The sequence below is a fragment of the Acinetobacter sp. ACNIH3 genome, assembly GCF_002918965.1.
Classification (GTDB): domain Bacteria; phylum Pseudomonadota; class Gammaproteobacteria; order Pseudomonadales; family Moraxellaceae; genus Acinetobacter; species Acinetobacter schindleri.
Window position 1 is genome coordinate 52,596 of the sequence record NZ_PQLP01000003.1, and the last position, 26,760, is coordinate 79,355.

Here is a 26,760-nt window from a genome sequence, read left to right on the forward strand (position 1 = left end):
TAATGGATGCAGAAATCTAATTAAAAGATGCACGATGCATCATTCAAAAATAGAAATTGCAGCTGGGAAGCTGAAAGATAAAGATGCGGAGCATCTGATAATAAAAGGACAGTGAAGATGATTTTGAACGGTAAACATTCCATCTTTAAAAAATCGTGTTTAGCAAGCATGGTGAGTTTGTTATGCATGCCTTCTACCTATGCTTTGCAGCAGTTATCGGATGAATCTTTAGCAGATACGACAGGGGAAGGGATTGCACTTACTCTAAATGATTTCAAAATGGTATTTCAGGCACCGAATGATGTATCGGCAGGCTCTAGTTATACCCGTGACATTGATAATCCTGGTCAAGCAGATACAGGTTTCATTCGCATTATTCCTACAGGGGAAAACTATACCCAGTTAGGACAACGTGCCTATGATCGTGTGTATGCGGATACATACAATAAAAGTGTATTACAGGGGAAAGCAGATCAAAATTATAGTATGCTGTATAAAAATACTTATGACACCACTTATAACTCACAATATTCTACATTATTAACTAGTTATAGCGCTAATATCGAGACTGATGCTGAAGCAAAAAGAGAAACCTTTTTGTTAGATACGCGTGAAGCATTGTTCAAGACTCCTATTATTCAACAATATTACACACAACGTCTTGCAGATTATAGGAATGGAACATGGGGATGGGATGGTATTTATAAAGATGGCCCAGGATTAGCAACAGATGGCACCACAAAACATTCTCTATCATCCGTAAGTCTTGATCCTACAGGTATTTTAGGTTATGAAAAAAAAGCCAAAGAGTATGCCCTTGGTAATACTTATGAAATGATTAATTTACTTTATGGTCCAGGTGCATTGACTGCTAATAGTGATCTTACCAATTCGACATTTTATAAAAGTCTAACTAACTTCGTCAGATCCGATCAAATTACTGCAACAGTTAATAGTCTGATTTCTAATGAAATTACTCGAGAGCGTCTTGCTGCAGAGTTACGTGCAAAATATAATGCCACTCAGCTCGCTGAAGATGCTGCAGACGCAGCAACGCAACAAATCTTGGCATTAATTATTGCGGCTGCTGAAGCCAGCGCATTACAGGCGGCAGCAAATTCCCCGGTCAAATCCTTAAAGACCAAGGCAGATGTTTTTATATACGGTCTGGCATTATCTAAAAGTGATGGCTCATTAAGCACACGTTATAGCAATGAAGGGTTTAACTGGGGTTCAGCTGAAAACCCTTGGTTATTCCGTGCAGGTACAGAGCGAGTTAAACAGTTTAAAAATGCAGATAAAAACATCGGTTATCTAGCACTAGAAGCACCATTGGCATTAATCCCTCAATATGCGACTGCAGATGACAACAATATAAAACTAGGTTTCTGGACGGATATCTTTTCTAGAAGTCTGGATTCAAGTAACCAGATTGATCCAGCAACAGGTGCGCCGACTTCAGGTTTAGAGTTAGATCAACGGCTACGTATGCAAGTGGTGGCCAATGGCTTAAGTCTAAATGGTTCGCAAGTCCGTTTATTCCAAACAGCTGAATCAAATGATGCAAACTATAATAAGACTTTAGGCTTAGCCGCATTATTACGTTTGAATACCAATGATAATCCAGCGACATTGAGTAAACTTGATTCAAATCTGGATGCACGTGGTATTCGTATTAGCTCAGCAGTTGAAAACGAAGATAATACGGTCGTTACACCTGCTATGGTGCGAGGTACACCAGCCCCAATTTTTGAAGAACAGGAAGGCTTGTATTTATATAGTCCTAATATCAATCTTGTCCTCGGTAATATGTATCAGCCTTTTATAGTGGGTTCAGAAGGTAATAATATTATTTTGGAGGTTACCCGTATTCCAGATATTCCAGAAATTTACAATAAAATCTACCAGAATTATAAGAGTAGTAATTTTAAACCGGGTGATACTGCCTATAACACACAATATGGTCTGACTGAATACTTAGGAACCAGCAGCCTAGAAGGGTCTACCTGTAATGTGTATACCTGTGGCACAGCAATTAAAGCCAATGATCGGGATACGGTCACAAAATATCAAGGGCGGAATGCAACTCACAGTAGTATTTCAATTGGTACTGTAGATCATCTGCCAGGCAACCTTTTAGATGCAAATAAAGGCGACAATGCGACGGGAATTATGTTCAAGAGCACCGCAGAAAATGGAACCGAGTTTAAAAACTTTGGTTCAGTGGCAATTGATGGGGTGCTGATCCAACATCTAAAAATTAAAACGACAGGACTATAAAGGGAGTTAGCCATGTTAAAGAAAATGACCTTAGCGACCTTGATGTGTGTATCGTTATCTAGCTATGCCAATTTAGTGAATTTAAATCAACAAGAAATGAAAGAGGTAGTTGGACAAGGGGGGGCAGACCTAAGTTGGACCTTTTCTTTAAATCATCGATATGCTACTAACCCAAATCTTAAAAATATTCATGGAATTGAAAACGGCATTGCAACTGTATATTACGATTTTGATGCAAATTCATGTGGTACAGATAATCTGTTCTGTCGTTTGGCTATTTCACCTAATAATCATGTGGATGAGGATGGCAATAAGAAATGGCTGGTTTTTAAAGATATTCAGGGTACCTTGCAAATTGACCGTTTTTCTATAGATGGGGCTACTATCATTAATTATCGGAATATTCCCCAAGCTGCGATGCAAGTCACTTTTTATGATGAAAGTCCGCTTAAAATACGTAATCTTGGGTTTAGTACCTTAGCGGTTGAAACAGGGACTACAGACGAGGCAGATAATAAAGAAGAAGGTTATTTAAATGTCGATAAATATGACACATACGTAGAAAAAATTACCGATATTAACGGAAACATTACAACTGCAGAAAAAGCAGTTCCTCAATTTGATCTTGGACAAGAAAAAGGTTTTATGGGGCTCAATGTGCATGGCAATATGCATATGTCTGGAAAATTGAAAATCTTTAGCTATAACTGCTCAGGTGGGGCACAAAGCCGTTGCTAAAATCTTAAGTGAAGGATAAGGATATCAATATGAAAACAAAAAAAATGCAATTAAAACTCCTCACTGTATGTGTATTTTTGGCACAACAAACCTATGCTTTAGAGGCTATCCAAGATCAGGACTTAGGACAAGTTACAGGTCAAGACGGGCTTAGCCTTACCCACGAAGTTTCAAAAGTGTACATTGAACAAGCCAACTGGCTTGATCCTACCGGTGATCAGAATGTACAAAGAGGTTTGGGGCTGCATCAAGTAAATGTATTAGGTGTTAATAACAATCCTATAGTGAGCCAATTACATCTTGATGTAGGTGCTACAGAGGTCGGCACAGGGATCAGGCTGGCATTTAGTGTTGATCCATTTAATGCAGAGGCAAACTTAAATATTGTTGAAAAAAACTGTAGTGAAGCAACGTGTCATGCTATCAATCGGAATGTGGCAAATGTAAGTAGCTTGGGTAAGTTGGGTATACAAACCAACTCTCCAATAAAAATGCTTTTAGAAACACAAGCAGGGCTATTTAACAGTAAAGAGCTCGCTTATCTAGATTTTCAATTGCAAAATGCGAATATAAGTCATGCCTTAGGGAATAATAAAACCCTATTAAAAGACTTTAATTTTAACTTCTCTGGTTTTGGATATATGTCTGTAAACCAGCATGAAGGTATTGTCCTAAGTACATACAATACTGCAGAAAAACCGAATATTAATAGTGAAACTAATATTGTGCATTTAGGACGTGTTGCTGATAACACTGATGTGGCAGCGGGACGTTCTGGCGCTACTAATCCTGGTATAAATCTGGATTTGCGTTATGTAACCCAACAAGATGCAACTTCTAAAGCAGTAGTCAAAAATATTATGCGTATGGGCGCATCAGGCGATATAACCAACGCAAAAATATTTATGAATGGTAATCAGTCTAATATTACTAAATTTGGAGTCAATACCAATGGTCAGACTTACAATGCTTTAACAGGTTATGAAAATATCACCAATACTGGTGGCTTGCATTTGGGTATATCCACTGATTTCACCAATGCGTCCAATAGCCAAAATACACCAACAACATTAGAAATAGGTCATACAGGGAAAGGAAGTTATGCAATTGAGTTTTCTAATTTAAGGGCACTTACAAAGCAGCAAAATGCTTATATTGATTTTGGTGATATTTATGTCAATACGATTTCAGGTAAAAGCTTAGATTTTCTGATAAATGAAAATTTAAAAAATACCTTAATGCAGAATGATCATATTCGTAAGCAAAATCTAAAGTCTACTGAAAATTATGCCTTTATAGCAGTACGTGGCATGGACTTTCAGTCAATCGCCAGTAAAGCGCGCTTTATTTCAGACAATTCGATTGCCGCTCTTACAGGCGATGGTGGTTCTTGGGGTATAGGTATTCCAGTCTATAACCTGAATGCCAATGTAGCTTTGACCGGTACAACTTATAATGGTAAACAGGGGATAGCTTACAATGTTCTTGCATCAACCGAGGGTTATGGTATTGATGCTAAAACGGGTTTGCCAAGTACCACCTCTATTCTTTTAATTGATGGTCAAAATGGCGTACATGGCGAAGCTGTGAATTATTATGCTGGTTTACGTAACATTGATGCTCTGATTCAAGCTGAAGGTGTGATTAGCTATGAAGATAGTGGACTATATATTCGTGCAGATGATTTATTAATTGCAGCACAAGCGGAATTAGCCATTGGCCAATTGCCTGGTTCAAAATATAACTGTACTTCAGGATCTGCGCTATGTGGTGCTGTAGTTGCTAACGATAGCTTCTCAAAACCTGATGATGTTTTGACTACGATTGCTTTAAAACTAGATGGTTCAGGTGAACTACGCATTATTCCAGGAGTAGATCCGACTCCTGCTGATCCTGATAGTAACTTCCTTGGATTGAAAGGTAATTTCAAATTTAAAGATTTAACTGCTGCGCAACGTAATGATGAGAATTATGTAGGTAGTTATTTTAGTTTAATCAACAAAGATATTGGTGAAAATGGTCAGGTTGTACAAAGTTCAGCATTAACTTTGAACAGTCTGGAAGGAAATTTAGGTTTTAATACAAAAGTTAAATTAAGTACAGATACAGTGACCTTGGATAGTCAGATTGACTTGAATCATACTAAGGATCTGGCAACCCCATTTAGAACCAATTTCGCAATGACCACTAATAATACTATGCAGAATATGGCATCAATTGCGTTAACAGGTGGAACGATGCGTAGTACTTTAGGAATAACGCCACGTTAAAAGGGTCATCTTCTTACAGAAGTGTGCTGTGTCACATACTGGTAAGTAAGATAAATAATGAAATGTTAATGAATTATTGTTCTAAATTGAGTAACTGATACTTCATGGGATTATAAGATGAAAAAAATAATAATGAGCAGTCTTGCATTTGCAATACTAGCAACATCACAGCAAGGGATTGCTCTAACTGCTTTAGCGGATCAGGAACTGGCAGCAGTAGAAGGCCAAGCTCTTTTAAATATGCAGACTAATTATGATTCAGGGCAAGGTATCAAGTTTCATAAACTAGGCCTAGAAGCATTAATGGAACTTAATGTTAATATTAAAAGTCTCCAATTGGGCTGTGGTGGGATGAATGGTGCAAATGCCTGTGATATTGATATTTCCAATATATCATTAAGTGGTCCAGCAACAGGGCAAAAGACCGATGGCTCTCCAAGTTTTACGGGTGAACGTGCTGCAACCAGTGCTCAAATTACCAATCCATTTATTGAGTTTGCAATCAGTGGTAATCAGACAGCTACACGTGAAGTTGTGGGTTTTCGTCTAGGTGCAGAAGAAATTTTAGGCTTACTGACCTTGGGTACGGACAATATTCCAGATCCACAAGACGGAATTAAAAGCTTCAGTGGTTATATGAAAATGGCTCAAACAGAAGGTCACTCCTATACTAAGGCTGCAACCTTTGGTAATGCATCAGATCAGAAAATTAGTGGTACATTAACCGCTTTAGGACAAGACCGTACTTATACCAGTAAACCTGGTGCTGAAGGTCATACTGGAATTACTGTACCTTCGATGCGTGCAGATTTTGTGATGCCAGAAACAGTCGTAACCGGTAAACGTCTTAACTCAGCAGTCGTTTCTGGTATTCGTTCTACCTTAACATCTATTCCACTTGCTGCATCAGAGAGTGGTTCGTATGGGCCTGACGTAAATGGCACACCAGACTTTTCTAAAGACCAGCTATATGTCACGTTTCCTGCTCTAATTTCATTAGGGAGTATTGAGGTCGGAGATCACTCATTCTTTAAAATGGCAAAAGGATCAACCTTAGAAAACTTGAATATGGATATTACCTTTGTTCAAGCCTTAAATATGATTCATAACATTCCATTATCCGGTACAGGTGGATATCTGTCTTTGCAAAGCCGTGATGTGCAGTGGTTAGGCGCTGACGATAAAGATATAGCAAAAGCAGGGTGGTGGATGTCGTTTAAAGATCCAATTGACTTGGGATACTTAGAAACAAAAGATTTGGTAGATGTGTCTGCTGTATTGCCACAAGTTGCTAAAGCACTGACTACTGAGCTGATGGCAAGTTATCATAATGTAGATGTATCAGTGATTGAAGCGCTGGGTTCTTTAGCAGGCACCCCAATTGAACGAAAAATGAATATCAATGTTGGCGCCTATACAGGATATTATACTGGACAGCCTGCGCGATTAACCTTACAAAATCAGGTCTTGCAGAATCAGTCGGTTACATCTAACTGTTTCGGCGGGCACAAGTTCTGTTAATTTCAAACATAAAAAAATCCCGCACTTAGCGGGATTTTTTACTTCAAAGACAAATTATTTCGCAATTTTAGCCAATAACTCTTCTTTAGAAAGGTTGACTGATTCAGCATCACGGCGACCTTTGTATTCAAAAGTGCCTGCATCCAGACCTTTTTCACCAATCACGATACGGTGTGGAATACCAGTTAGCTCAAGGTCAGAGAATTTTACGCCTGGGCGTTCATTACGGTCATCCAGCAGTACGTCATAACCTGCAGATTGAAGCTCTGCATAAAGCGCTTCAGCAGCTTCTAAAGTACGCGGTGATTTGTGTGCATTCATCGGCACAATGGCAACTTCAAATGGTGCAATTGCAGCTGGCCAGATGATGCCTTTCTCATCATAGTTTTGCTCAATTGCAGACGCAACCACACGAGTCACACCGATACCGTAACAACCCATCGTTACAGTAAATGGCTTACCATCTTCGCCAAGGACTTTACAGCCTAACGCTTCTGAGTATTTTTTGCCTAACTGGAAGATATGACCGACTTCGATACCACGCTTGATTTGAAGGGTACCTTTACCATCTGGAGATGGATCACCTTCAACTACATTACGCAGGTCATAAACTTCAGTAAATTGTGCGTCACGGTCCCAGTTTACACCAGTCGCATGCTTGTCAGCTTCGTTTGCACCGGCAACAAAATCAGAAAGTACAGAAGCAGCCCGGTCAACAATAACCGTAATCCCTTTTTCTACCAGACCTTGTGGACCTACAAAACCTGCCGTTAAGCCAAGTTCAGTAAGTTGAGCTTCAGTTGCAAACGCTAAAGGAGCAGCAATTTGTGGATGCTTTTCAGCTTTAATTTCATTCAGTTCGTGGTCGCCACGAAGGAACAAAGCAATAACTGGAGCAGGCTGACCAGCTTCTTTTGCAACGCCTTGAACGAGGAGAGCTTTCACTGAATGTGCAGGATCAGTACCCAGGAAGTGAGATACATCAGCAATGGTTTTTTGATTTGGCGTGTCAACAACTTTTAATTCTTGAGCAGGTGCAGCGCGTTCACCAACCAGAACTGCTTCAGCCATTTCGATGTTGGCTGCATAATCCGATTCAGTCGAGAATGCGATATCATCTTCGCCGCTTGAAGCCAGGACGTGGAATTCGTGAGAACCTGAACCACCGATTGAACCGGTATCCGCCTGTACTGGACGGAAATTTAAACCTAAACGGGTAAAGATTTTGCAGTACGCATCATACATCTTGTCGTAAGTTTCTTGTAGTGATTCCTGATCCGCATGGAAAGAATATGCATCTTTCATGATGAATTCACGTGAACGCATTACACCAAAACGTGGACGAATTTCGTCCCGGAATTTAGTCTGTACTTGATAGAAATTGGCAGGCAATTGCTTGTAGCTTTTTAACTCATTGCGCGCAAGATCAGTAATGACTTCTTCGTGTGTAGGACCAAGTACGAAATCATTGGTATGACGGTCTTTGAAACGAAGCAGTTCAGGACCATATTGAACATAACGGCCAGATTCTTCCCAAAGTGAAGCAGGCTGAGTTACCGGCATCAACACCTGTAATGAACCAGCACGATCCATTTCTTCGCGAACGATCGCTTCAACTTTATTTAATACGCGAACGCCCATCGGCAGCCAGGTATATAAACCTGAAGCCAACTTACGAATCATACCGGCACGAAGCATTAGCTGATGTGAAATAACTTCAGCATCGTTCGGGGTTTCTCTCAACGTTGCAAATAAAAAGCGACTCGCGCGCATGGAAACTGTCCTAAAAAATTAAGCGTTAAAGCAGAGATTATACAATAAAAAATGAGGTGAACATTTCAGAATGTCACCCCACTGTTATGCAATAAATTATGACATGATTTTACGTGTATGGCGCAGCATAAAATTTTTAAAGTCATCTAAATAAGTAAAGATGACTGGAACAACGACTAAGGTCAGCAGGGTGGAGGTGATCACCCCACCAATCACCGCATGTGCCATAGGTGCACTTTGTTCACCACCTTCACCGAGTCCAAGTGCGAGTGGAACCATACCCATGACCATGGCACTCGTTGTCATCAGGATTGGACGTAAACGGGTCTTACCTGAAGCGATAATGGCTTCATAGCGATCTTCGCCACGATCCATGGCTTTCTTGATGAAGTCAATCAGCAGGATAGCATTTTTGGTCACTAGACCCATCAACATAATGATCCCGATGATCGAGAATAGGTTCATGGTCGAGTTAAACAGGAACAGGGCTAGGAATACACCAATCAAGGACAAGGGCAATGAAGCCATGATCGCAGCTGGGTGAATAAAGCTGTTGAACTGTGAACCGAGTACAATATAAATGAACACGATCGATAGAGTTATCGCTGTCAGGGCATAGCCTGCGGATTCGGCCATATCAGCATTGGCGCCTTGAGTATCAAAGCTATAGCCCGGTGGTAAGTTAAAATCAGCCTGTACCTTGCTAATGTCCGTGCCGATATCACCTGCAGGACGACCAGCAGTATTGGCTTCTACCAAGACTTCACGTGCCAGATCACGACGGTTAATCTGGGATGCTCCAAGTTTTTCCTCAAATTTTGTCACACTTGAGAGGGGAACCATGATTGGTTGACCATTCGCATCAGTCTTATTTGATGTGAGATACATATTCTGTAAGTCACTTGGTAGAGTACGTTTATCTTCAGTCAGGCGTAGATTCACGTCATAAGTTTCACCTTTTTCATCTTGCCAGGAGGTGACATCATCACCAGCAATTAACGGACGTATGACATTGGCAATCTGATTAACTGAAAGACCAAGATCACTTGCCAGTACACGATTGACCTGTACACTCAGAGTAGGCTTGGGTTCTTTCAATGAACTTTCAAGGTCAACCACACCCTCTACTTTGCTAATCTCTGCCATAAAGCGGTCAGAAATTTTTTGTAATTCATCCAGATCTGGCCCTTTAATAGAGATCATGATGGGCTTTTGCCCCCCAGAAACAGTTTCATCTGCAGAGGCGACTGAAGTAATGGTAATCCCACCTACAGACTGCAAGCGCTCACGGAATTCATTGTTAAGGTCGTTCAGGGTTTTTTCACGTTCAGTCCGTGGGGTCACGGTGACGCGCAGACTGACATGGTTTTTGCCCCGATCGGTAACCCCATTAATGACGCCATAAGTCGCACGTACATCCGGATGCTTACGGATGATCTGATCAACCTGCTGGAGTTTGGCCCGAGAATACTCCAGAGATGAATCAACCGGAGTTTCGAATTTAATCCGGATTTCACCTTTGTCTGGTACAGGTACAAATTCGGTACCAATCAATTTGGAGAGTCCGAGAGCGCCAAATAGAGAAGCAACTGCAATCAGAATCGTGATCAATCTAAAACGCAGTGCCAGTTTGAGTAATTTCTCGTAGACATCGCTTAAGCCATCGAGCTTATTGGAAATCCAGGTAAAAAAGCGTTTTACCGCATTAGGTTTTTTATTTGGATCCTTTTTACGCTCTGCCCAATGCGCAGACAGCATTGGATCCAGGGTAAAGCTGACAAACATGGAAATCAGCACAGCGGTACTTACCGCAACGCCAAATTGGAAGAAGAAACGACCAATAATACCGCCCATAAAAGCAACGGGTAAAAATACCGCAACAATGGTCAGAGTCGTAGCGAGAACAGCCAGACCAATTTCTTTGGTACCATCCAGAGCGGCAGTGACATGGTCTTTGCCCATATCACTGTGACGTACAATATTTTCCCGGACCACAATGGCATCATCAATCAACAGACCAATACTGAGCGAAAGTGCCAGCAGCGTCATCATATTGATGGTGAAACCAAAGGCCCAGATAAAGGTTAAGGTGCCAAGCAGGGCAATCGGTAAAGTAAGGCCAGTAATGACAGTAGAACGGAAAGAACCTAAAAATAGCAATACGATCAGTACTGCAAGCACAGCCCCTTCAATGATGGTTCGTGCCACATCGCCAATCGTTCCACGAATGCTTTTGGAGGAATCGACCACCACTTGCAAGGTCGTACCTTGCGGGAGCTGGGCTTTAATGCTTTCTAAAGTTTTATAAGTTTCATCGACAACTTCAATAACATTAGAGTCAGAACTACGCAGAATATCGATAGCCACTGCTGCCTTGCCATCCAGGAAAGCACCTGTTTCCAGTTCGGCCTGACTATCCTCAATCTTGGCAACCTGTTTCAGGAAAATAGGCGCACCATTTTTATTAGCAATGACTAGGTCCCCAAAGGCTTGTGGATGCAGCACTTTAGAATTGATTTCAATCACCAGCTCAGAATTGCCAGATTTCAGCGTACCACCAGGAACTTCAACATTTTCAGATTTCAGTGTGTTAATGACACTGTCTACACCAATCCCAAAAGCTTGTAATTTTTGTGGTTCAACCTGAATACGGATCTGACGCTGGGCATCACCGAGCAGGTTGACTGTACCCACACCGGGAACAGTACGTAGCTGCGGCACAATACGTTGATCAAGATAAGAACTTAATGATTTGAGATCCATTTTGTCGGATTCAAATACGATCGACATGACTGCATTGGCAGATGGGTCATAACGCTCAACCACGGGTTCCTGAATTTCATCACGAAAATCAGCAGTAACAGACGCAATTTTATCTCTCACATCCTGTGCAGCAGTGGTTGATGGTACATCCAGGTTAAATTCTGCCGTAATCATCGACAGGCCTTCACTGGATTGTGAAATCACTTGCTTAAGGCCAGAAATGGTATTGATCTGGTCTTCCAGTTTTTTGGTGATCTCAGATTCAACCGTTTCAGGAGAAGCACCTGGATAGTTGGTATAGACCACCACAAAGGGGAAATCCACATCGGGAAACTCTTCCACACCCATACGTTGCCAGGAAGCGAGGCCTAGTACCATCAAACAGAACATCATCATGATGGTAAATACAGGAAACTTCACACTAATACGCGTCAACCACATCTTGATAATCCTTTTATGATTTTAGTTCTGGCCAAGGGTGACGGTTTTATTAATATCGGCATCCGTGAAGCTGATTCGACTGATCCGATCACTACTTTCAAGTCCGCGAACGACGGCAAGATTATTGTTATAACGCTGTTCTAGTACATCCACATTTACTTTGATGATCTTATTCTGGCGAACAGCCCAGACATAAGGCTTATTCTGAATATCCCGAATAGTATCCAGAGGTATCAGTTGTCCGGAAATCTGACGAGCACTGAGAATCTCGCCATCCACAAAGGAGCCGATACTTAAAGAAGTAATGGTTTCATTTGGACGAGCAAAGAATTCAATCTGACGACTGGCCTGATCTGCAATAGGCGAAATCCGGCTGATACTGGCAGTAAGCAGGTTTGGATTGCCCTGAATATGGTATTCAATTTTACTGCCAGTTTTCAGGTCAGCCTGCATGTCGCTCGGCACTTTAGCCTGAATTTCCAGTTGATCTGGATCGACAATTTCAAAAATGGTTTGACCGGGAGCGACAGTCTGACCTGGCTCAACCTGACGTTGGGTAATTACCCCACTAATCGGGCTGCTAATGATGCCATCCCGATCTGCCTTTTGTGCAATATCGACATTGGCCTGTTGTGCACGAACATTTTCTAATTGTGTTTGATAGTCGACACGGCTTTGTTCAAATTCAGCTTTGGAAATAAAACCTTGATTGAGTAGGCGCTGCTTACGTTCCATCATGAGGCGTGCCTGATTCGCCTGTGCTTGAGCCGATGCACGATTGGCCTGGGCCTGTGCAAGACGCGCAGCATTGTCCTGATTATTCAGGCGAACCAGCACCTGACCTTTCTGAACGCGTTGCCCGACTTGAGCATTGACACTGGTCGCTGTAGCGGTCACCTGAGCCTGAATGCTACTTTGATTTACCGCACGGATAGTCCCGGTAAATGCTGTTTTTTGCACAGCATTGCCTGTCTTTACCTCAATCAGGTCTTGAGTAATCAGTTCTACAGTGTTTTGATTTTTTGAGGGCGTTGAATCAGCTGTTTCTTGTTTATTACATGCAGTTAGGAGCAGACTCATACAGAGCAGACTCATGACAAAAGTAGAGCGACTGATATTATTTTTCGAAAAATAAGTATGCTGTGCAGGGTGCATAGGAGTCCTTTTTATAGCGCTGACCACAGAAGCAGCATCAGGAATAAAAGATTATTCAAGCGCTTTTAAACGCTGGATAATTCTGTCGTATTCTGCTTCCTGATTTCGATAGCGACTTTGTAAAGATTGAATATTTTCTTTTTGTGCAGTCAGATTTTTTTCATTGGTAACTAAGGTTTTTTTAAGGTGCTCAGGTACATTTTTACCTTTACGCAGAAATTCACGTTCCTGACGTACAAACATAATCCGATCTTTTTGTAGCTGCTTAAGTTGCTCTTGTTGGAAAGCCATTTGCTTTTTCAGCTGAGAGAGTACTTCATTCTTTTTTTGTAATGCAATCTGACTATTATTATAGGCACGTTTTAACTTCTGGTCTTCTGCCTGTTGTCTGGCATGTGCTGCGCGTTGAGGTGCCTGACGAATATCTGCTTCAACATTATAAGGTTTGGCGCGCTGAATCACCTGCATATTCTGATCTAGGGCTTCATAGCCATAACGAATATGGTTGGGGGTCACGTTGCTGCTAATATTTGCTACCCCCTTATGATCATAATAACGATACCATTTTGCTTTTTGAGGCACGTTATTTGTTGTAGATGCATGGCTAATAGTCAACATGGTTTGCAGCATAAGTACCATTAAAACAGCAGTCTGCCTGATTATGGATTTTCTTTGACCCATATAAGCAGGTTTTTCCCCAAACTGGCGCATTATCGGCTCCGCGAAAAAAGTTTACTAATAAAGTTCTTTTAAAGTTGACTAAATTACTTAATTAGAAGTAATAATATTGGTATATTATTCCTAATTCCGACAATAAAAAACTATTACCACTCAAAAAAAAATCATTGAAATAGGGAAAGTGTGAAGTCGTTATTGAAATTATAATTTTTTGACTACTTGTGTAGAAAATGCTCGTTGATAATCTCTAGACAGGTATGTTAAAAATAATCGACACTTATATAAAATTCCGCTATAAGCCTGTGGTCGCTTATGGTTTCTGAATGGGAAGGGGTAAGAAATGGACGATAAATTCCAAAATCTAAAAGTGATGGTCATTGATGATTCAAAAACCATTCGTCGTACAGCAGAAACTCTTCTTCAGCGTGAAGGTTGTGAAGTCATTACCGCAGTAGACGGTTTTGAAGCATTGTCAAAAATTGCAGAAGCAAATCCCGACATCGTTTTTGTAGATATCATGATGCCTCGCCTTGATGGGTATCAGACTTGTGCCTTAATTAAAAACTCGCAAAGTTATCAGAACATTCCTGTTATTATGCTATCGAGTAAAGATGGTTTGTTCGATCAGGCCAAAGGCCGTGTGGTAGGTTCAGATGAATATCTCACCAAGCCATTTAGCAAAGATGAGTTGCTTACGCAATCCGCAACCATATCAGTGCTTAATTTATTTGATTTTTTCTTGGGGAAATTGGCATGCCACGTATTCTAATCGTAGATGATTCACCGACCGAAACTTTTCGTTTCCGCGAAATTCTATCCAAGCACGGCTTTGACGTGATTGAAGCAGCAAATGGGGCTGATGGGGTGACCATGGCGCAGACAGAATTACCTGATCTGGTGTTAATGGATGTCGTCATGCCAGGGGTAAACGGTTTTCAGGCGACACGTCAGATCGCTCGTGGGGCAACAACCAAACATATTCCAATTGTCATTGTAAGTACCAAGGATCAGGCAACTGACCGTGTATGGGGTAAGCGTCAGGGTGCAGCAGATTATCTGACCAAACCTGTAGATGAAAATCAGTTAATTGATGTGATTAAGCAACACCTCAATGCAGGATAAGCGCTATGGCAGCGAATGGATTTATCGAACTGCTTCGGATTGCGAAACGGGGTAACAAAAACTACGTTTCCAATGACAACGAAGTCAACCGATGGTCAGGCATTGCTTTTGAAATGATGGGGCAATATTTTGTTGCTCCGCTCGGGGAAGTATCGGAAGTTATCTATCCGCCAAAATATACACCTGTTCCCAATACTCAGCCATGGGTAGTGGGACTGGCAAATATTCGGGGCAGACTGCTTTCAGTTTCAGATCTGGCTCAATACATGTCTGGACATAGAAGCCAGTATTCACCTACTCAAAAAGTATTATGCATTAACCATAATGATCAGTATGTCGGCCTGGTTGTAGATCAGGTTTTGGGGATTCAACACTTTAATAAGAAAAGTTTCTTTTCTAAAACAACTGAATTAGACAAAAATTTACAGGAATATTGTCAGGGGTATTTCCACCAGCACAATCAGCAGTGGCATGTCTTTTTATTCAGTCGTTTGTTGCAAAATCCAAAATACATGAATGCATCTATAAAATTTATAAATTAATTGTCGCACGAAAGTAAAAAGGGCGTAAATTCGGGGAGAAGCTTTATGGGCTTTAAGCTTAAGAAGAAAAATACAGGCGAGAGTAGCCGCAGCGGCGGTAATGCTTTTTTAGCCAAGATTCAATCACAAGCAGATCAGCTATCACGTGTATTTGGTGATAGTGAAAAGTCTAAGCCACTCATTTACGGAGCAATTGGCTGTCTCGTAGCTGCAACTATCACGCTGTTATACCTTTTCTATAGCGTTCCTCGTGCCAACGAACTTACACAAAGTTTGGGTGAATTGCGTCTACTTTCACAAACCATTTCGCGTCAAGCAACTGAAGCGACTGCTTCCGGCACGCCTGAGGCAATGAAGAATCTGACCGAATCACAGCAGTCATTTGCTGAAAATCTGGAAACAGTAAAAAGTATCCATTCGAATAATGAAGCCCTGCAAGCGGTAGACAAGCAATGGACCGAAGTATCTTCAAGTATTGACCTGATTTCTTCACAACAAAAAATCATTAACCAACTTTACGATACTAACATCGCGATTGGTGAAGCGATTCCAGGGATTCAGGCAGAATATAACTTGATGGTCGATCAGATGGCACGTCAGGACATGCCATCGAACCAGGTGGTTATTGCCAAAAACCAGGTATTCATTGCAGAACGTATCTTGCGTTCGATCAGCTTGGTGTTAACCGGTACAGATGGTTCACGTGAGTCTGCAGATGACTTCAGTTCGGATACTGAAACATTCGGTGCTTACTTAAATGCACAGTTAGATGGTTCAGCACAACTAGGTGTACAACGTATTGATGATCCGAACTTACGTGAGTCATTAGAAGGTATTAAAGCTGAATATGATGATGTATTACAGTCAGCTGCATCTACAATTTTGAAAAACTCAGCGCAGATTGTAAAAGTACGTCAGGCATCTGCATCTATTTTTTCTCAATCTGACCAACTATTAGATAACCTGAACAAACTGTCAGGTGGTTCAACCTTAAAAACAGTTATTCCGGCAATATTGTTACTTACCTTCCTGGCTGGCTTCATTGTTTGCGTATTCCGTTTGCTTTCATTACGTGGTGCATCGGATAAACAGCGTGTAACTCGCCTACAAGAAGAATATGACCGTAACCAGAATGCGATTCTTCGTTTACTTGACGAAATTGCAGACCTTGCAGATGGTGACTTACGTTCATATGCAACGGTATCTGAAGACTTTACTGGTGCGATTGCTGACTCGATTAACTTCGCGATCGATCAATTACGTGATCTGGTATCGCGTATTACTGAAACATCTCAGGAAGTTGCACAATATACTGCAACTACTCAGAGCATTACCAACCAGTTAGCCGAAGCATCTGAACACCAGGCACAAGAGATTGCCGGTGCATCTGCAGCGATTAACGAAATGGCACTGTCGATTGACCAGGTATCTGCCAACGCCGAAGAGTCTGCTGTCGTTGCGGAACGTTCAGTACAAATTGCAGCAAATGGTGCAGACGTTGTACATCGTTCTATTGAGGGTATGGATACGATTCGTGAACAGATCCAGGAAACCTCTAAACGTATTAAACGTTTGGGTGAGTCTTCTCAAGAGATTGGTAACATCGTTGCACTGATTAACGATATTGCCGATCAGACCAACATCCTGGCACTGAACGCTGCGATTCAGGCATCTATGGCGGGTGAAGCAGGCCGTGGTTTCGCCGTAGTTGCCGATGAAGTACAGCGTCTGGCAGAACGTTCTGCATCTGCGACCAAGCAGATTGAAGGCCTGGTAAAAACCATTCAGACCGATACCAACGAAGCTGTAATTTCGATGGAACAGACTACTGCCGAAGTTGTGCGTGGTGCGAACCTGTCTAAAGATGCCGGTGTGGCACTAGACGAGATTCAAACCGTATCGAATAACCTTGCAAAACTGATTGCGAACATTTCCGATGCAGCAAAACTTCAGGCTGCATCTGCGGGTCATATTGCAACGACGATGAACGTTGTACAGGAAATTACTTCACAAACAACGACTGCAACCTTCGATACGGCACGTTCGGTATCTGAACTTGCCAACATGGCCGATGCATTACGTGAATCTGTATCTGACTTTAAACTTCCAGAATAAGTCAGACAAATTTGGGGGAAGGAGCGTGTCTTAATTCCGGTTAGGACACCTCCACATACAGATCAAGCCTCGACAAGATGTACTTAACTTCAAACGTTAGGTCTCGCGTGACGGTCACAATCAAGTTTGAGCGCCCTTCTTGGCGGCAGAACGTAAGAAGCCTTAGCTATGAAAGAAATATTAAAAGATCTAGTTGAAACAACAGCGCTTCCTGAAGATAGTTATCTTGATCAAGATGCTGAAATTTTAGAGATATTTGTCGAAGAGATTGAAGAAATCTTTGTCGAGTTAAATGCTTTATTGCCACAGTGGTTTGCCACACCAGATCATCAAGAAACATTAACCACCATTCGCCGCCATTTCCATACGCTGAAAGGTTCGGGTCGTATGGTCGGTGCGAAGCAGGCGGGTGAAATTGCCTGGGCAGTTGAAGATACTTTGAACCGCGTACTTTCCGGTTCAATCAAATTAACGCCAGTCATTCAGAAGTTCGCGCAAGCAACTTTAAATATCTATCAATATGTATTGTATCCATGCTTTAAGCAGGTACAGCCATTAACCGTGGATTTACGTCCAGTCGTACTTTTAGGACAACAATTACAACAGCAATTGAGTCCAGAACCGGCACTTGAAGAATTATTGCTACTTGCGGACAATCTGACTGCTGAAGGTCAGCTAACAGGTCTTGAACTTGCGGATACTGCAGAAGCAGATTCATCAGGAGTAGAGATTGCTGAAACTGCTACCGCAGGACGAGTAGAAGTTGCTGAAGAACGTACTGACCTTGAAGAAACGGTGGCGATCTTTGTTGAAGAAGCCGAGGAACATCTTGCGACAATCCATGATTTCCTGAAACACGAAAATAGTGCCAAGCAAGACTATAATGGTTTGATTCGTGCATTGCATACCCTGCGTGGCAGCTCTTCTATGGCACAAATTGATGATATCTGTGAGGCCAGCGTTAAAGTAGAGAATTTATTTAAAACGCTGGTTCAGGATGAAATTGCTTCAACTTCCAAAGAAACAGCACTATTACAGCAATATTCAGAATTTATCGGTGATTATTTACATCTATTGAAACAAGGTAATACTGAAAAGCTGGCAGGGATTTCTGCTACTTTTGAGGATGCCTGGGATACCTATGGCTTTACTGTGACTGAACAGCAGGATGCTGATCAATCTCAAGGTATGGTTACACGTCTGGTTGAACTGAATATTGATCAGTTACTGGATGCCGAATTTGAGTTTGATAAGCGGGTACTTGAAGAATATCCAGATTATATTGAAGCTTTGAGCCAGCAAGCCGCAGAGCTGATGGTACATACGGATAACCGTGCATCGATCGGTATTCATGAATTCGCATCCCAGTTAAAAGCAGCTTATGATGCTTTGCTGGCGAGACCGGTCTTGCTTGAAAGTGATTATGCCTTCGAACTGTTTGCACAGGCACACCAGGAATTTATTCACCTGTTCGATACGCTCGCGGCAGGACAGCGGGTGATTTTGAATGCCGAAGTTGAAAAACTTCTGGCGGATCTGTCTGCCTTTGTACAGCAAGACATCGAAGTATTCGCTACAGACAAAGTTGTTGAAACTGCGGTATCTGCCCCAGTAGAGTCAAATATATCCACAGCAGTTGATTTTACTGGGCTCAGCCAGCGTATTGCAGCGGATCGTCAGCAGCAGGACGCTGAAGATGCCAACCGTGATTTCGATGAAGACTTGCTGGATATCTTCCTGGAAGAAGCAGATGAGTTGCTGGCAGGCATTGATGAAGACCTGAATACCTGGTCCAAAGAACCTGAAAATACTCATTCATTGAACAATCTGATGCGTTATTTGCATACCCTGAAGGGGGGTGCAAACATGATTGCTGCCACGCATATCGGTTCGATTGCACATGAGCTGGAAAGTATTTATGAGCGCGTGATCCGTCAGCAGATTACCGTAACACCTGCATTGATCCAGATTATCCGACTGGTACAGGATAACGTGTCAGACCGTATCCAGAGTATTCGTGATGACAAGATCGATTATCCGGCACCTGAAGCTATTCATATGCTGCAAAATATCCAGGCACTTGTGGCTGGAACAGCTACTGCAACTCCGGTGGCTGCTGTTGAGACGGTAGAAGCAGAGACTTCTGTAGAACTAGAAGTTATTGACGATGCATCGGAATCTGCTGAGATCGTTGTGGAATCACAAGCGCTTGAGCGAGTAGACAGCTTTGAAACTGAATCTGTTCCTGCATCAGATGAGCAAATTCAGGAACATCAGTCAGGCGAAACACTTACGGCTGAGTCAGCTGAATCTATGCTTGCTGATGAAGATGATCTGCAATCGATTGTTGAAGAAACCTTCCTGGAAGAATCGCAAGAGATTCTGGAAAATGCAGAAAAATTACTGAACCAATGGTTCGATCAGCGAAGTGACCGTAGCTTATTGCTGCAACTTCAGCGTGCTGCCCACAGTATCAAGGGTGGCGCCCGCATGATCAGCAATGAAAGCATCGCAAGTATTGCTTATGGTCTGGAAAGTGCATTTGAACAGTTTGCTGTTCATCATTTTAACTCCAATGCCTATGACAGTCTGCTACAAAAGACCCTGAAATGGCTGGGTCAAGCCATTTTTGATCATGATTACAATGGTTTTGAGCAAATCAAAGCAGCGCTGGATGCGATTGAGTTTGTAGATGTCACTGCACAGCTACCTGAACGTCTGACCAAAACTGAAAATCTGGAAGTTACAACTGGTTTCGAGTTTGTCCAGGGTGATGGTACTGAACCACCAAATATGATGGGTGAGTGGAATGAGAACACCTCAAGCGATAGCAATAACGAGATGATCCGTATTTCAGCCGAATTGGTCGAGAAGATGATTGACCTGTCAGGCGAAAATGCAATTAACCGTTCGCGTATCGAGATGGATCTGGGGCAACTCGGCAATACCTTAAATGAGATGGAACTGGCGATCAAACGTCTGGCTGATCAGCTGCGCCGTATGGAAGGCGAGCTGGAGTCTCAGATTATTGCCAAACATGGCTCAGAAAATTCACGCTATGCTGACTTCGACCCCTTGGAGATGGACCAATATTCATCCCTGAATCAGTTATCTAAATCTCTTGCTGAATCTGCATCGGACTTGGTCGACTTTAAGACCACGTTGGCAGAAAAAATCCGTGATACCGAAGGTTTGCTATTGCAACAATCGCGTATCCAGGCTGAGATTCAGGAAAGTCTGATGCGTACCCGTCTGGTACCATTTGACCGTATGTTGCCACGTTTACAACGTATTGTACGTCAAACTTCGACCACACTGAACCGTCCGGCAGAGCTGATTGTTCAGAATACCGAAGGTGAACTCGACCGTACCATTCTGGAACGTCTGGTAAACCCATTTGAGCACATGCTGCGTAATGCGATTGACCATGGTCTAGAAGATACTGCAGAACGGCTTGCGCTGAATAAGCCAGAAGTCGGTTCAATTGTCCTGAACATTAGCCGTCAGGGTACCGACGTCATTATCTCCTTTAGTGATGATGGTAAGGGGATTGATGCGGAGAGTATTCGTGCTAAAGCCATCAGTCTGGGCTTGATCAAAGCGGAACAGCAGGTGGATCAGGAAGAATTGCTGCAATTCATCTTCCATCCAGGTTTCAGTACGGCTAAAGCAGTCACCCAGATTTCGGGTCGAGGTGTTGGTCTGGACGTGGTACAAAGCGAAATCAAAACGCTGGGCGGTCACGTTTCGGTAAATTCTGAACTGGGCAAAGGCACGACCTTTACGATTCGCGTACCGACCACTGTGGCAGTCAGTGATGCCTTGATGGTGAAAGCAGGTGACCAGCAATTTGCCATTTCTCTGGCACAGATTGACCGTATTGTCCGTATTGCACCAGCAACACTGGAAACTTACTTCAACAGTAAGGATGATTACTTCAAGATTGATGGTGTGAACTACAAGCTGCGCTATCTGTCTGAGTTTGTCTCTAATCAGCCAATTCCACGTTTGAACAATGTCGCGCATTCATTACCAGTACTCCTTATCAAGGGTAATGGTGGTCAAAGTATCGCTTTGCTGGTGGATCAATTAGTTGGCTCACGTGCACAGATTGTAGTAAAACCAATTGGGCAGCAGTTTGCCAGTGTCGGTGTAATTGCAGGTGCAACCATTCTTGGTGATGGTCAGGTCTGTCTGATTCTGGATGGTCAGAATATTGCCCGTCAGGTTCAGGCGACTCAGCGTATCAAACAGTTATCTGATCAGCAGGATCTGTCGCGTCGTGGTAATGCACGTCGTCTGGTCATGATTGTCGATGACTCGGTAACTGTACGTAAGGTAACGTCACGTCTGTTAGAGCGTCAGGGTTATGATATTGTCACTGCCAAAGATGGTGTCGACGCGATTGAACAGTTGGAAAATGTCCGTCCAGACCTGATGTTGCTGGATATTGAAATGCCACGTATGGATGGTTTCGAAGTAATTAACCTGGTTCGCCATCATGATATTCACCGCAACTTGCCAATTATCATGATCACCTCACGTACTGGGGAGAAGCATCGTGAGCGTGCCTTCAGTCTGGGTGTGACACACTATATGGGTAAACCGTTCCAGGAAGCGGAGCTGCTTGCCAATGTTCAAGAATTAATTGCTGCTCAACAGGGGTAATGAATGAATAGTCAGACTAATGTGAACGCAGTGTCGGCCGATAAAATCAGCCAGCAGGAGCTACAGCATCTCATTACCGTATCTACGGGATTTATTGATGCGTATATCATCGACTGTCATGGCAAGGATCCGATGTTGCTGCCGCAGAACATTGTTCTATCAGCGCTGGATAGTGCTACACAGGTAAAAACTGTAGAGTGGCATGATGCACAACTTCCAGTTTATGCAGTGAATGATCCAGACCGTAAGAATGGTGTAGCATTAGTCATTGAAGGGGATGAAGCGAATCAGCGTTTTGCCCTGATGTGCAATGAAATGCCAAAGACTATCCGTTTACGTATTTCGGAAATTGTCGATGATGAACGCGAAGTGACAGATCCGACGATTTTCCAGTATGTACGTATGGGCGAGGCGATGTACCATATTCCGCAGATGGCACATATTCAGTCCTTGGTCGGCCATTAAGCTATATAGATCTAAGAATATAAAAAAGGAACTCAACGGAGTTCCTTTTTTATTTGGAGCTTTTCAATCTGGCTTAGTTTGCCAACAGATTGATCAGGATTTTTTCGTAAATTTCAGCCAGTGGTTCCAGATCTGCAATATCGACATGCTCATTGATCTGGTGGATGGTGGCATTTAATACGCCTAGCTCAAGGACTTGAGCACCGGTAGGGGCAATGAAACGGCCATCTGAAGTACCTCCAGAAGTTGACAGTTCGGTTTCAGTACCAGTGACATCACGAATCGCATCTTTAGCAGCATTCACCAGTTCACCGACTGGTGTCAGGAATGGCAGGCCAGATAAAGTCCACTGAATGTCATATTCCACACCATGACGATCCAGAACTTCTAAAGTGCGTGCTTTTAATTCGTCAGCAGTCACTTCAGTTGAATAACGCCAGTTGCACAGCAAATTCATTGTGCCTGGAACAACGTTGGTTGCACCTGTGCCAGCATTGATATTGGAAATCTGGAAAGAGGTTGCCGGGAAGTATTCGTTGCCATTATCCCAAACAGTTTCACAGAGTTCAGCGATGGCTTTAGATGCAGTATGAATTGGATTCACAGCAAGATGGGGATAGGCTACATGACCTTGTTTACCTTTGACAGTCAGGTTGGCATTCAATGAGCCACGACGGCCGTTTTTAACAATATCACCAAGTTTATTGGTACTAGATGGTTCACCTACCAGACACCAGGTAATTTTCTCATTACGCGCTTCTAAGGCCTCAATGACTTTTACCGTACCATTGATTGATGGACCTTCTTCATCAGAAGTGATCAGGTAAGCAATTGAACCTTTATGATCTGGATATTTCTCTACAAAGCGCTCAGTAGCAACAACCATGGCTGCCAAGGCAGTTTTCATATCTGCACTGCCGCGACCATAAAGTTTACCATCACGGATTTCTGGCAGGAACGGGTCAGAGTTCCAGGCATCCAGGTTGCCGGTTGGCACTACATCTGTATGACCTGCAAAACAGAACACCGGGCCATCCGTCCCTTTGCGTGCCCAGATATTGTCGACATCTTCAAAACGCATGTTTTCGATATTGAAGCCTACCTTTTTCAGGCGTTCTGCCATGATGTTCTGGCAATCATGATCGACTGGAGTAACGGAAGGCTGACGTAACAGTTGCAGGCTTAAATCGAGAGTTGCGGAAGATGTCATATGAGATTCATTCATAAATCAAGAATATTGTGGGCACTATGATAGGCGAAGAAATAGTAATTTGGGAATCTCAGACATAAAAAAACCCTGACAAGCGCAGGGTTCTTTTACTAAGGCAATAAGATTAGTTGCGGCGAATTTCATCAGAAGTTTTTTCTGCTGTACCAGTCACGGCTTCACCCGCTTTAGACACATCTTTACCAACGCCTTTCACAGTATTACAACCTGTAAGTACAAATGCCAAGATTAAAGAAGTTGCAAGAATTTTTTTCATCATCATCTCCGTGTTATCAATAATAAAATTATTATGATGTGGAAGTTAGATTAGAAAATATACGAAAGAAAAAATATATGGTTTTCATAGTGCTTGCGTAAATTAATGTAATAGTTATCAAATTTTTCAGTAAATATCCTAGATCAGTGTCGGGACACGGAACATATAGAAATCTCCGCTGAGTGCCGATTTATATAAGCCATTAGTCCACCACTGTGGATAGTCACTGCTCATATGCCGGTTTGGATAGATCCATTCATGTCGTTGCAAACGATAAAAGCCTTGTTCCCGGTCTGGAATCTGATAGCCCCAGCTGCCCAAACGCCGTCCTGTATTCACCCAGTCTGGAATAGGCGCGCTGCGATGGACTGGTAAATACAGTTGTCCCTTCAATATGCAGAATCGCTGATCAATCGGATAATCCAGCGCATCCGGAAACTGGAACTGTTTTTGGGTGAAATGCTGCAACTTGCGATTCAAGGTATCGCTTCGGTTTAAGCCATACCAATGCGGCAAGCTAAAATCTGCTTCAGCCAGATAGTATTTTAAAGCAATTTCCCAGTGTTCAATTTTTCCGCTGATTTTATTGAACAGCAGAAAATCGAGTTCACCCAAGGTTCTGGATCCGTCAATCTTCTGAATACTATGTCCAAGCAGGGTATAGGGATGATAACCCTTATCCAGCAGCCAAAACCATATCAGCATTTCGAAACGCAGTCCAAGACGGGTACTTTTGAGTTGTGCAATAAAGTTTTCCAAAGCCTGTGGATTTTGATCCAGTTCTAAAAGTCGTGGATGATAATTTTCCAGATATTGTTGCCACATTTGATCTGAATGCAAGTCAAAGGCATGCTCTAGTTCAAGTTTGTCAGGCACCTGAGAAAGGATATTTGGACTGCCAACAGCGAATGCCAGCTGACGTACCAGTGGATGCTGATACTGTTGCCACGGTTCAATAAAGTCCTGAGTCAGGCAGGGTACAGGCATGAAGAGTCCTAGCTAAATATGCAGAAAGACAACGGATAAGAATCAAAAACACCTTATACTACCCCAATTCCATGGTTAGGGTTGCTGTATGAAAGTGTTGTTTTGGCGAAGTCTGGTGGTCATTTTTGTGACATTAGGCTTTATAGGTGCGGTTTTGCCTGGCATGCCAACAACGGTTTTCTTGATTCTGGCCACATGGGCTGCCTCTAAAGGCTGGCCGCAGATGGATGAGTGGCTGCTGAATCACCCTAAATATGGACAGACTTTACGCGACTGGCGTGCCAATCGGACCGTGCCGCGTAAAGCCAAATGGTTTGCCAGTATCATGATGCTGGTTAGCGGGATTATCATGTTATTTACCAATGCACCGCTGGCTGTCAAAATCTTTACTGATCTGACCATGCTAATCGTGGCAATCTGGTTATGGTGCCGCCCGGAACCCAAGCCAATCTCTGAAAAGCATATACCGTCTGAAAGGGAATAAATGTATGCAGCAATGGACTATAGAACAAGCCGATATTCAGATTGATCTGGCTGCACAAAAACTGTATCTACCTCGTTTTGCCAAGAGTTATTCAATTTCAAGTGGTAAAAATGGTATCGGAGAAATAGAAAATAGTGGTAAAACGCCTCGAGGCTGGCATAAAGTTGCGCAAAAAATCGGGGCTGATACACCATTGAATAGTGTATTCATTGCCCGTCAGGCTACAGGAGAGATTTATTCTGAATCACTGGCAGCAGAATTTCCCAATCGGGACTGGATTCTGACCCGGATTTTATGGCTGAGTGGTTTGGAAGACGGTTTTAACTATGGTGAAGGTTGTGATACTTACCGCCGTTATATCTACATTCATGGCACGCCAGATACAGAACCGATGGGGATACCAATGTCACATGGCTGTATCCGTATGCGTAATACCGACCTGATCGAGCTGTTTGATCTGGTTAATGAGCAGGCTCTGGTTTATATCTCAGAACATTCTTTAGAAAAATAGTCTTTTACCAATGTTTTCATGGCTCCTATTTTAAATCTCTACAGAGAGTGAGATAGGGTAGAGAGCGTAAAAGGATTTTATCTCACTATTCACCTTTAAATATGAGTGACCAGGCAGCTTTAGAGCATAATGAAAAGCATGGTTTGCCTTTGAAATAAGCTGAATTTCCTCCTGAATCGAAAAAATATGGCATAAATCCCGACTTATTTTTGATTAAAAATAATTACAGATACGTTTTTACATGATCACAACGTGTCCTTAGATAAAGCTTTGTATACTATTTCGGCGAAATAGCAGCTTTTGGACCGTATGGTGTATAAAAGGAACGATCCAGCAAGCAATGAATACCGCCTTATCTGAGTTTGAGATTCAATGAATTTCGGTATAGACTTAAAAAATAAACAAAAAGTGTTGTTTTTTTTGGCGATCAACCTATTTTTTAATCACTCGAACCTAAAAAGTGGAAAACATTCGGAAAAGCGTTTGACACGCTGTGAAGATTCTCTATAATGCACCTCATCAAGCGATGAAGTCGATTTGAAAGGGCGCTTAGCTCAGTTGGTAGAGCGTCTGCCTTACAAGCAGAATGTCGGCGGTTCGATCCCGTCAGCGCCCACCAAGCTTCTTTTAAAGTTAAGATCTTTTAGTGCAGCGGTAGTTCAGTTGGTTAGAATACCGGCCTGTCACGCCGGGGGTCGCGGGTTCGAGTCCCGTCCGCTGCGCCACTTTAAGTTCTTGATGAATCGTTTGCCACAATAGCGAC

General features: G+C 42.5%; 18 protein-coding genes, 2 tRNA genes and 1 pseudogene. 14 read left to right on the plus strand and 7 right to left on the minus strand.

Annotated features, from left to right (window positions below):
- Nucleotides 1-117 precede the first annotated feature (117 nt).
- From C3420_RS02730 to C3420_RS02745, 4 genes are all read left to right on the plus strand, one after another.
- Nucleotides 118-2,280: a hypothetical protein gene (locus tag C3420_RS02730; protein WP_103799645.1), complete on the plus strand. Its 2,163-nt coding sequence runs from the start codon at nucleotides 118-120 to the stop codon at nucleotides 2,278-2,280.
- A 12-nt stretch (nucleotides 2,281-2,292) separates the two neighbouring features.
- Entirely contained in the window at nucleotides 2,293-3,018 is a 726-nt protein-coding gene (locus C3420_RS02735) for a hypothetical protein (RefSeq protein ID WP_005223035.1), read from the plus strand.
- 29 nt (nucleotides 3,019-3,047) lie between these two features.
- Nucleotides 3,048-5,288, plus strand: coding sequence for a DUF6160 family protein (locus tag C3420_RS02740; protein WP_103799646.1), 2,241 nt, complete (start codon nucleotides 3,048-3,050; stop codon nucleotides 5,286-5,288).
- A 117-nt stretch (nucleotides 5,289-5,405) separates the two neighbouring features.
- Nucleotides 5,406-6,809, plus strand: coding sequence for a hypothetical protein (locus tag C3420_RS02745; RefSeq protein ID WP_005223032.1), 1,404 nt, complete (start codon nucleotides 5,406-5,408; stop codon nucleotides 6,807-6,809).
- A gap of 54 nt (nucleotides 6,810-6,863) precedes the next feature.
- On the opposite strand, the gene C3420_RS02750 is transcribed toward C3420_RS02745, so the two are convergent.
- From C3420_RS02750 to C3420_RS02765, 4 genes are all read right to left on the minus strand, one after another.
- Nucleotides 6,864-8,582 (minus strand): proline--tRNA ligase, encoded by a 1,719-nt coding sequence (locus tag C3420_RS02750; protein WP_103799647.1) that lies wholly within the window; start codon nucleotides 8,580-8,582, stop codon nucleotides 6,864-6,866.
- A gap of 96 nt (nucleotides 8,583-8,678) precedes the next feature.
- Entirely contained in the window at nucleotides 8,679-11,786 is a 3,108-nt protein-coding gene (locus C3420_RS02755; protein WP_103799648.1) for an efflux RND transporter permease subunit, read from the minus strand.
- Between the two features lie 21 nt (nucleotides 11,787-11,807).
- Nucleotides 11,808-12,941, minus strand: coding sequence for an efflux RND transporter periplasmic adaptor subunit (locus C3420_RS02760; protein WP_103799649.1), 1,134 nt, complete (start codon nucleotides 12,939-12,941; stop codon nucleotides 11,808-11,810).
- A 51-nt stretch (nucleotides 12,942-12,992) separates the two neighbouring features.
- Nucleotides 12,993-13,652 (minus strand): hypothetical protein, encoded by a 660-nt coding sequence (locus tag C3420_RS02765; protein ID WP_071321157.1) that lies wholly within the window; start codon nucleotides 13,650-13,652, stop codon nucleotides 12,993-12,995.
- 307 nt (nucleotides 13,653-13,959) lie between these two features.
- On the opposite strand from C3420_RS02765, the pseudogene pilG reads away from it, so the two are divergent.
- The 6 genes and pseudogenes from pilG (at nucleotide 13,960) to C3420_RS02795 (ending at nucleotide 22,531) form a co-directional block, all read left to right on the plus strand.
- Nucleotides 13,960-14,342: pseudogene (gene pilG, locus C3420_RS02770) on the plus strand (twitching motility response regulator PilG).
- A 30-nt stretch (nucleotides 14,343-14,372) separates the two neighbouring features.
- Nucleotides 14,373-14,741, plus strand: coding sequence for a response regulator (locus tag C3420_RS02775; protein ID WP_103799650.1), 369 nt, complete (start codon nucleotides 14,373-14,375; stop codon nucleotides 14,739-14,741).
- A gap of 5 nt (nucleotides 14,742-14,746) precedes the next feature.
- Nucleotides 14,747-15,283, plus strand: coding sequence for a chemotaxis protein CheW (locus C3420_RS02780; RefSeq protein WP_004814765.1), 537 nt, complete (start codon nucleotides 14,747-14,749; stop codon nucleotides 15,281-15,283).
- A 45-nt stretch (nucleotides 15,284-15,328) separates the two neighbouring features.
- Entirely contained in the window at nucleotides 15,329-17,398 is a 2,070-nt protein-coding gene (locus tag C3420_RS02785; protein WP_071321158.1) for a methyl-accepting chemotaxis protein, read from the plus strand.
- A gap of 168 nt (nucleotides 17,399-17,566) precedes the next feature.
- A complete protein-coding gene (locus C3420_RS02790) occupies nucleotides 17,567-22,066 on the plus strand; it encodes an Hpt domain-containing protein (protein WP_103799651.1) in 4,500 nt (1,499 codons plus the stop codon).
- 3 nt (nucleotides 22,067-22,069) lie between these two features.
- Nucleotides 22,070-22,531: a hypothetical protein gene (locus C3420_RS02795; protein WP_008307514.1), complete on the plus strand. Its 462-nt coding sequence runs from the start codon at nucleotides 22,070-22,072 to the stop codon at nucleotides 22,529-22,531.
- A gap of 73 nt (nucleotides 22,532-22,604) precedes the next feature.
- On the opposite strand, the gene dapE is transcribed toward C3420_RS02795, so the two are convergent.
- The 3 genes from dapE to C3420_RS02810 all read right to left on the minus strand — a co-directional run bounded on the left by dapE (nucleotide 22,605) and on the right by C3420_RS02810 (nucleotide 25,002).
- The gene (gene dapE, locus C3420_RS02800; protein WP_103799652.1) at nucleotides 22,605-23,741 is read right to left on the minus strand and encodes a succinyl-diaminopimelate desuccinylase; all 1,137 of its coding nucleotides are present in this window, start codon (nucleotides 23,739-23,741) and stop codon (nucleotides 22,605-22,607) included.
- 124 nt (nucleotides 23,742-23,865) lie between these two features.
- On the minus strand, nucleotides 23,866-24,015 hold the full coding sequence (locus C3420_RS02805) for an entericidin A/B family lipoprotein (protein WP_004814773.1): 150 nt from the start codon (nucleotides 24,013-24,015) through the stop codon (nucleotides 23,866-23,868).
- A 138-nt stretch (nucleotides 24,016-24,153) separates the two neighbouring features.
- A complete protein-coding gene (locus C3420_RS02810) occupies nucleotides 24,154-25,002 on the minus strand; it encodes a DUF1853 family protein (RefSeq protein WP_103799653.1) in 849 nt (282 codons plus the stop codon).
- An 88-nt stretch (nucleotides 25,003-25,090) separates the two neighbouring features.
- Between C3420_RS02810 and C3420_RS02815 the strand changes: the two genes are divergently transcribed.
- The 4 genes from C3420_RS02815 to C3420_RS02830 all read left to right on the plus strand — a co-directional run bounded on the left by C3420_RS02815 (nucleotide 25,091) and on the right by C3420_RS02830 (nucleotide 26,722).
- Nucleotides 25,091-25,486, plus strand: a complete 396-nt coding sequence (locus C3420_RS02815; RefSeq protein ID WP_008307518.1) for a YbaN family protein — start codon at nucleotides 25,091-25,093, stop codon at nucleotides 25,484-25,486.
- 4 nt (nucleotides 25,487-25,490) lie between these two features.
- Nucleotides 25,491-25,997, plus strand: a complete 507-nt coding sequence (gene elsL, locus C3420_RS02820; RefSeq protein WP_103799654.1) for a cell wall-recycling L,D-carboxypeptidase ElsL — start codon at nucleotides 25,491-25,493, stop codon at nucleotides 25,995-25,997.
- Between the two features lie 543 nt (nucleotides 25,998-26,540).
- Nucleotides 26,541-26,616, plus strand: a tRNA-Val gene (locus C3420_RS02825).
- Nucleotides 26,617-26,645: 29 nt separating this feature from the next.
- Nucleotides 26,646-26,722, plus strand: a tRNA-Asp gene (locus tag C3420_RS02830).
- The last annotated feature ends 38 nt before the right edge of the window (nucleotides 26,723-26,760 follow it).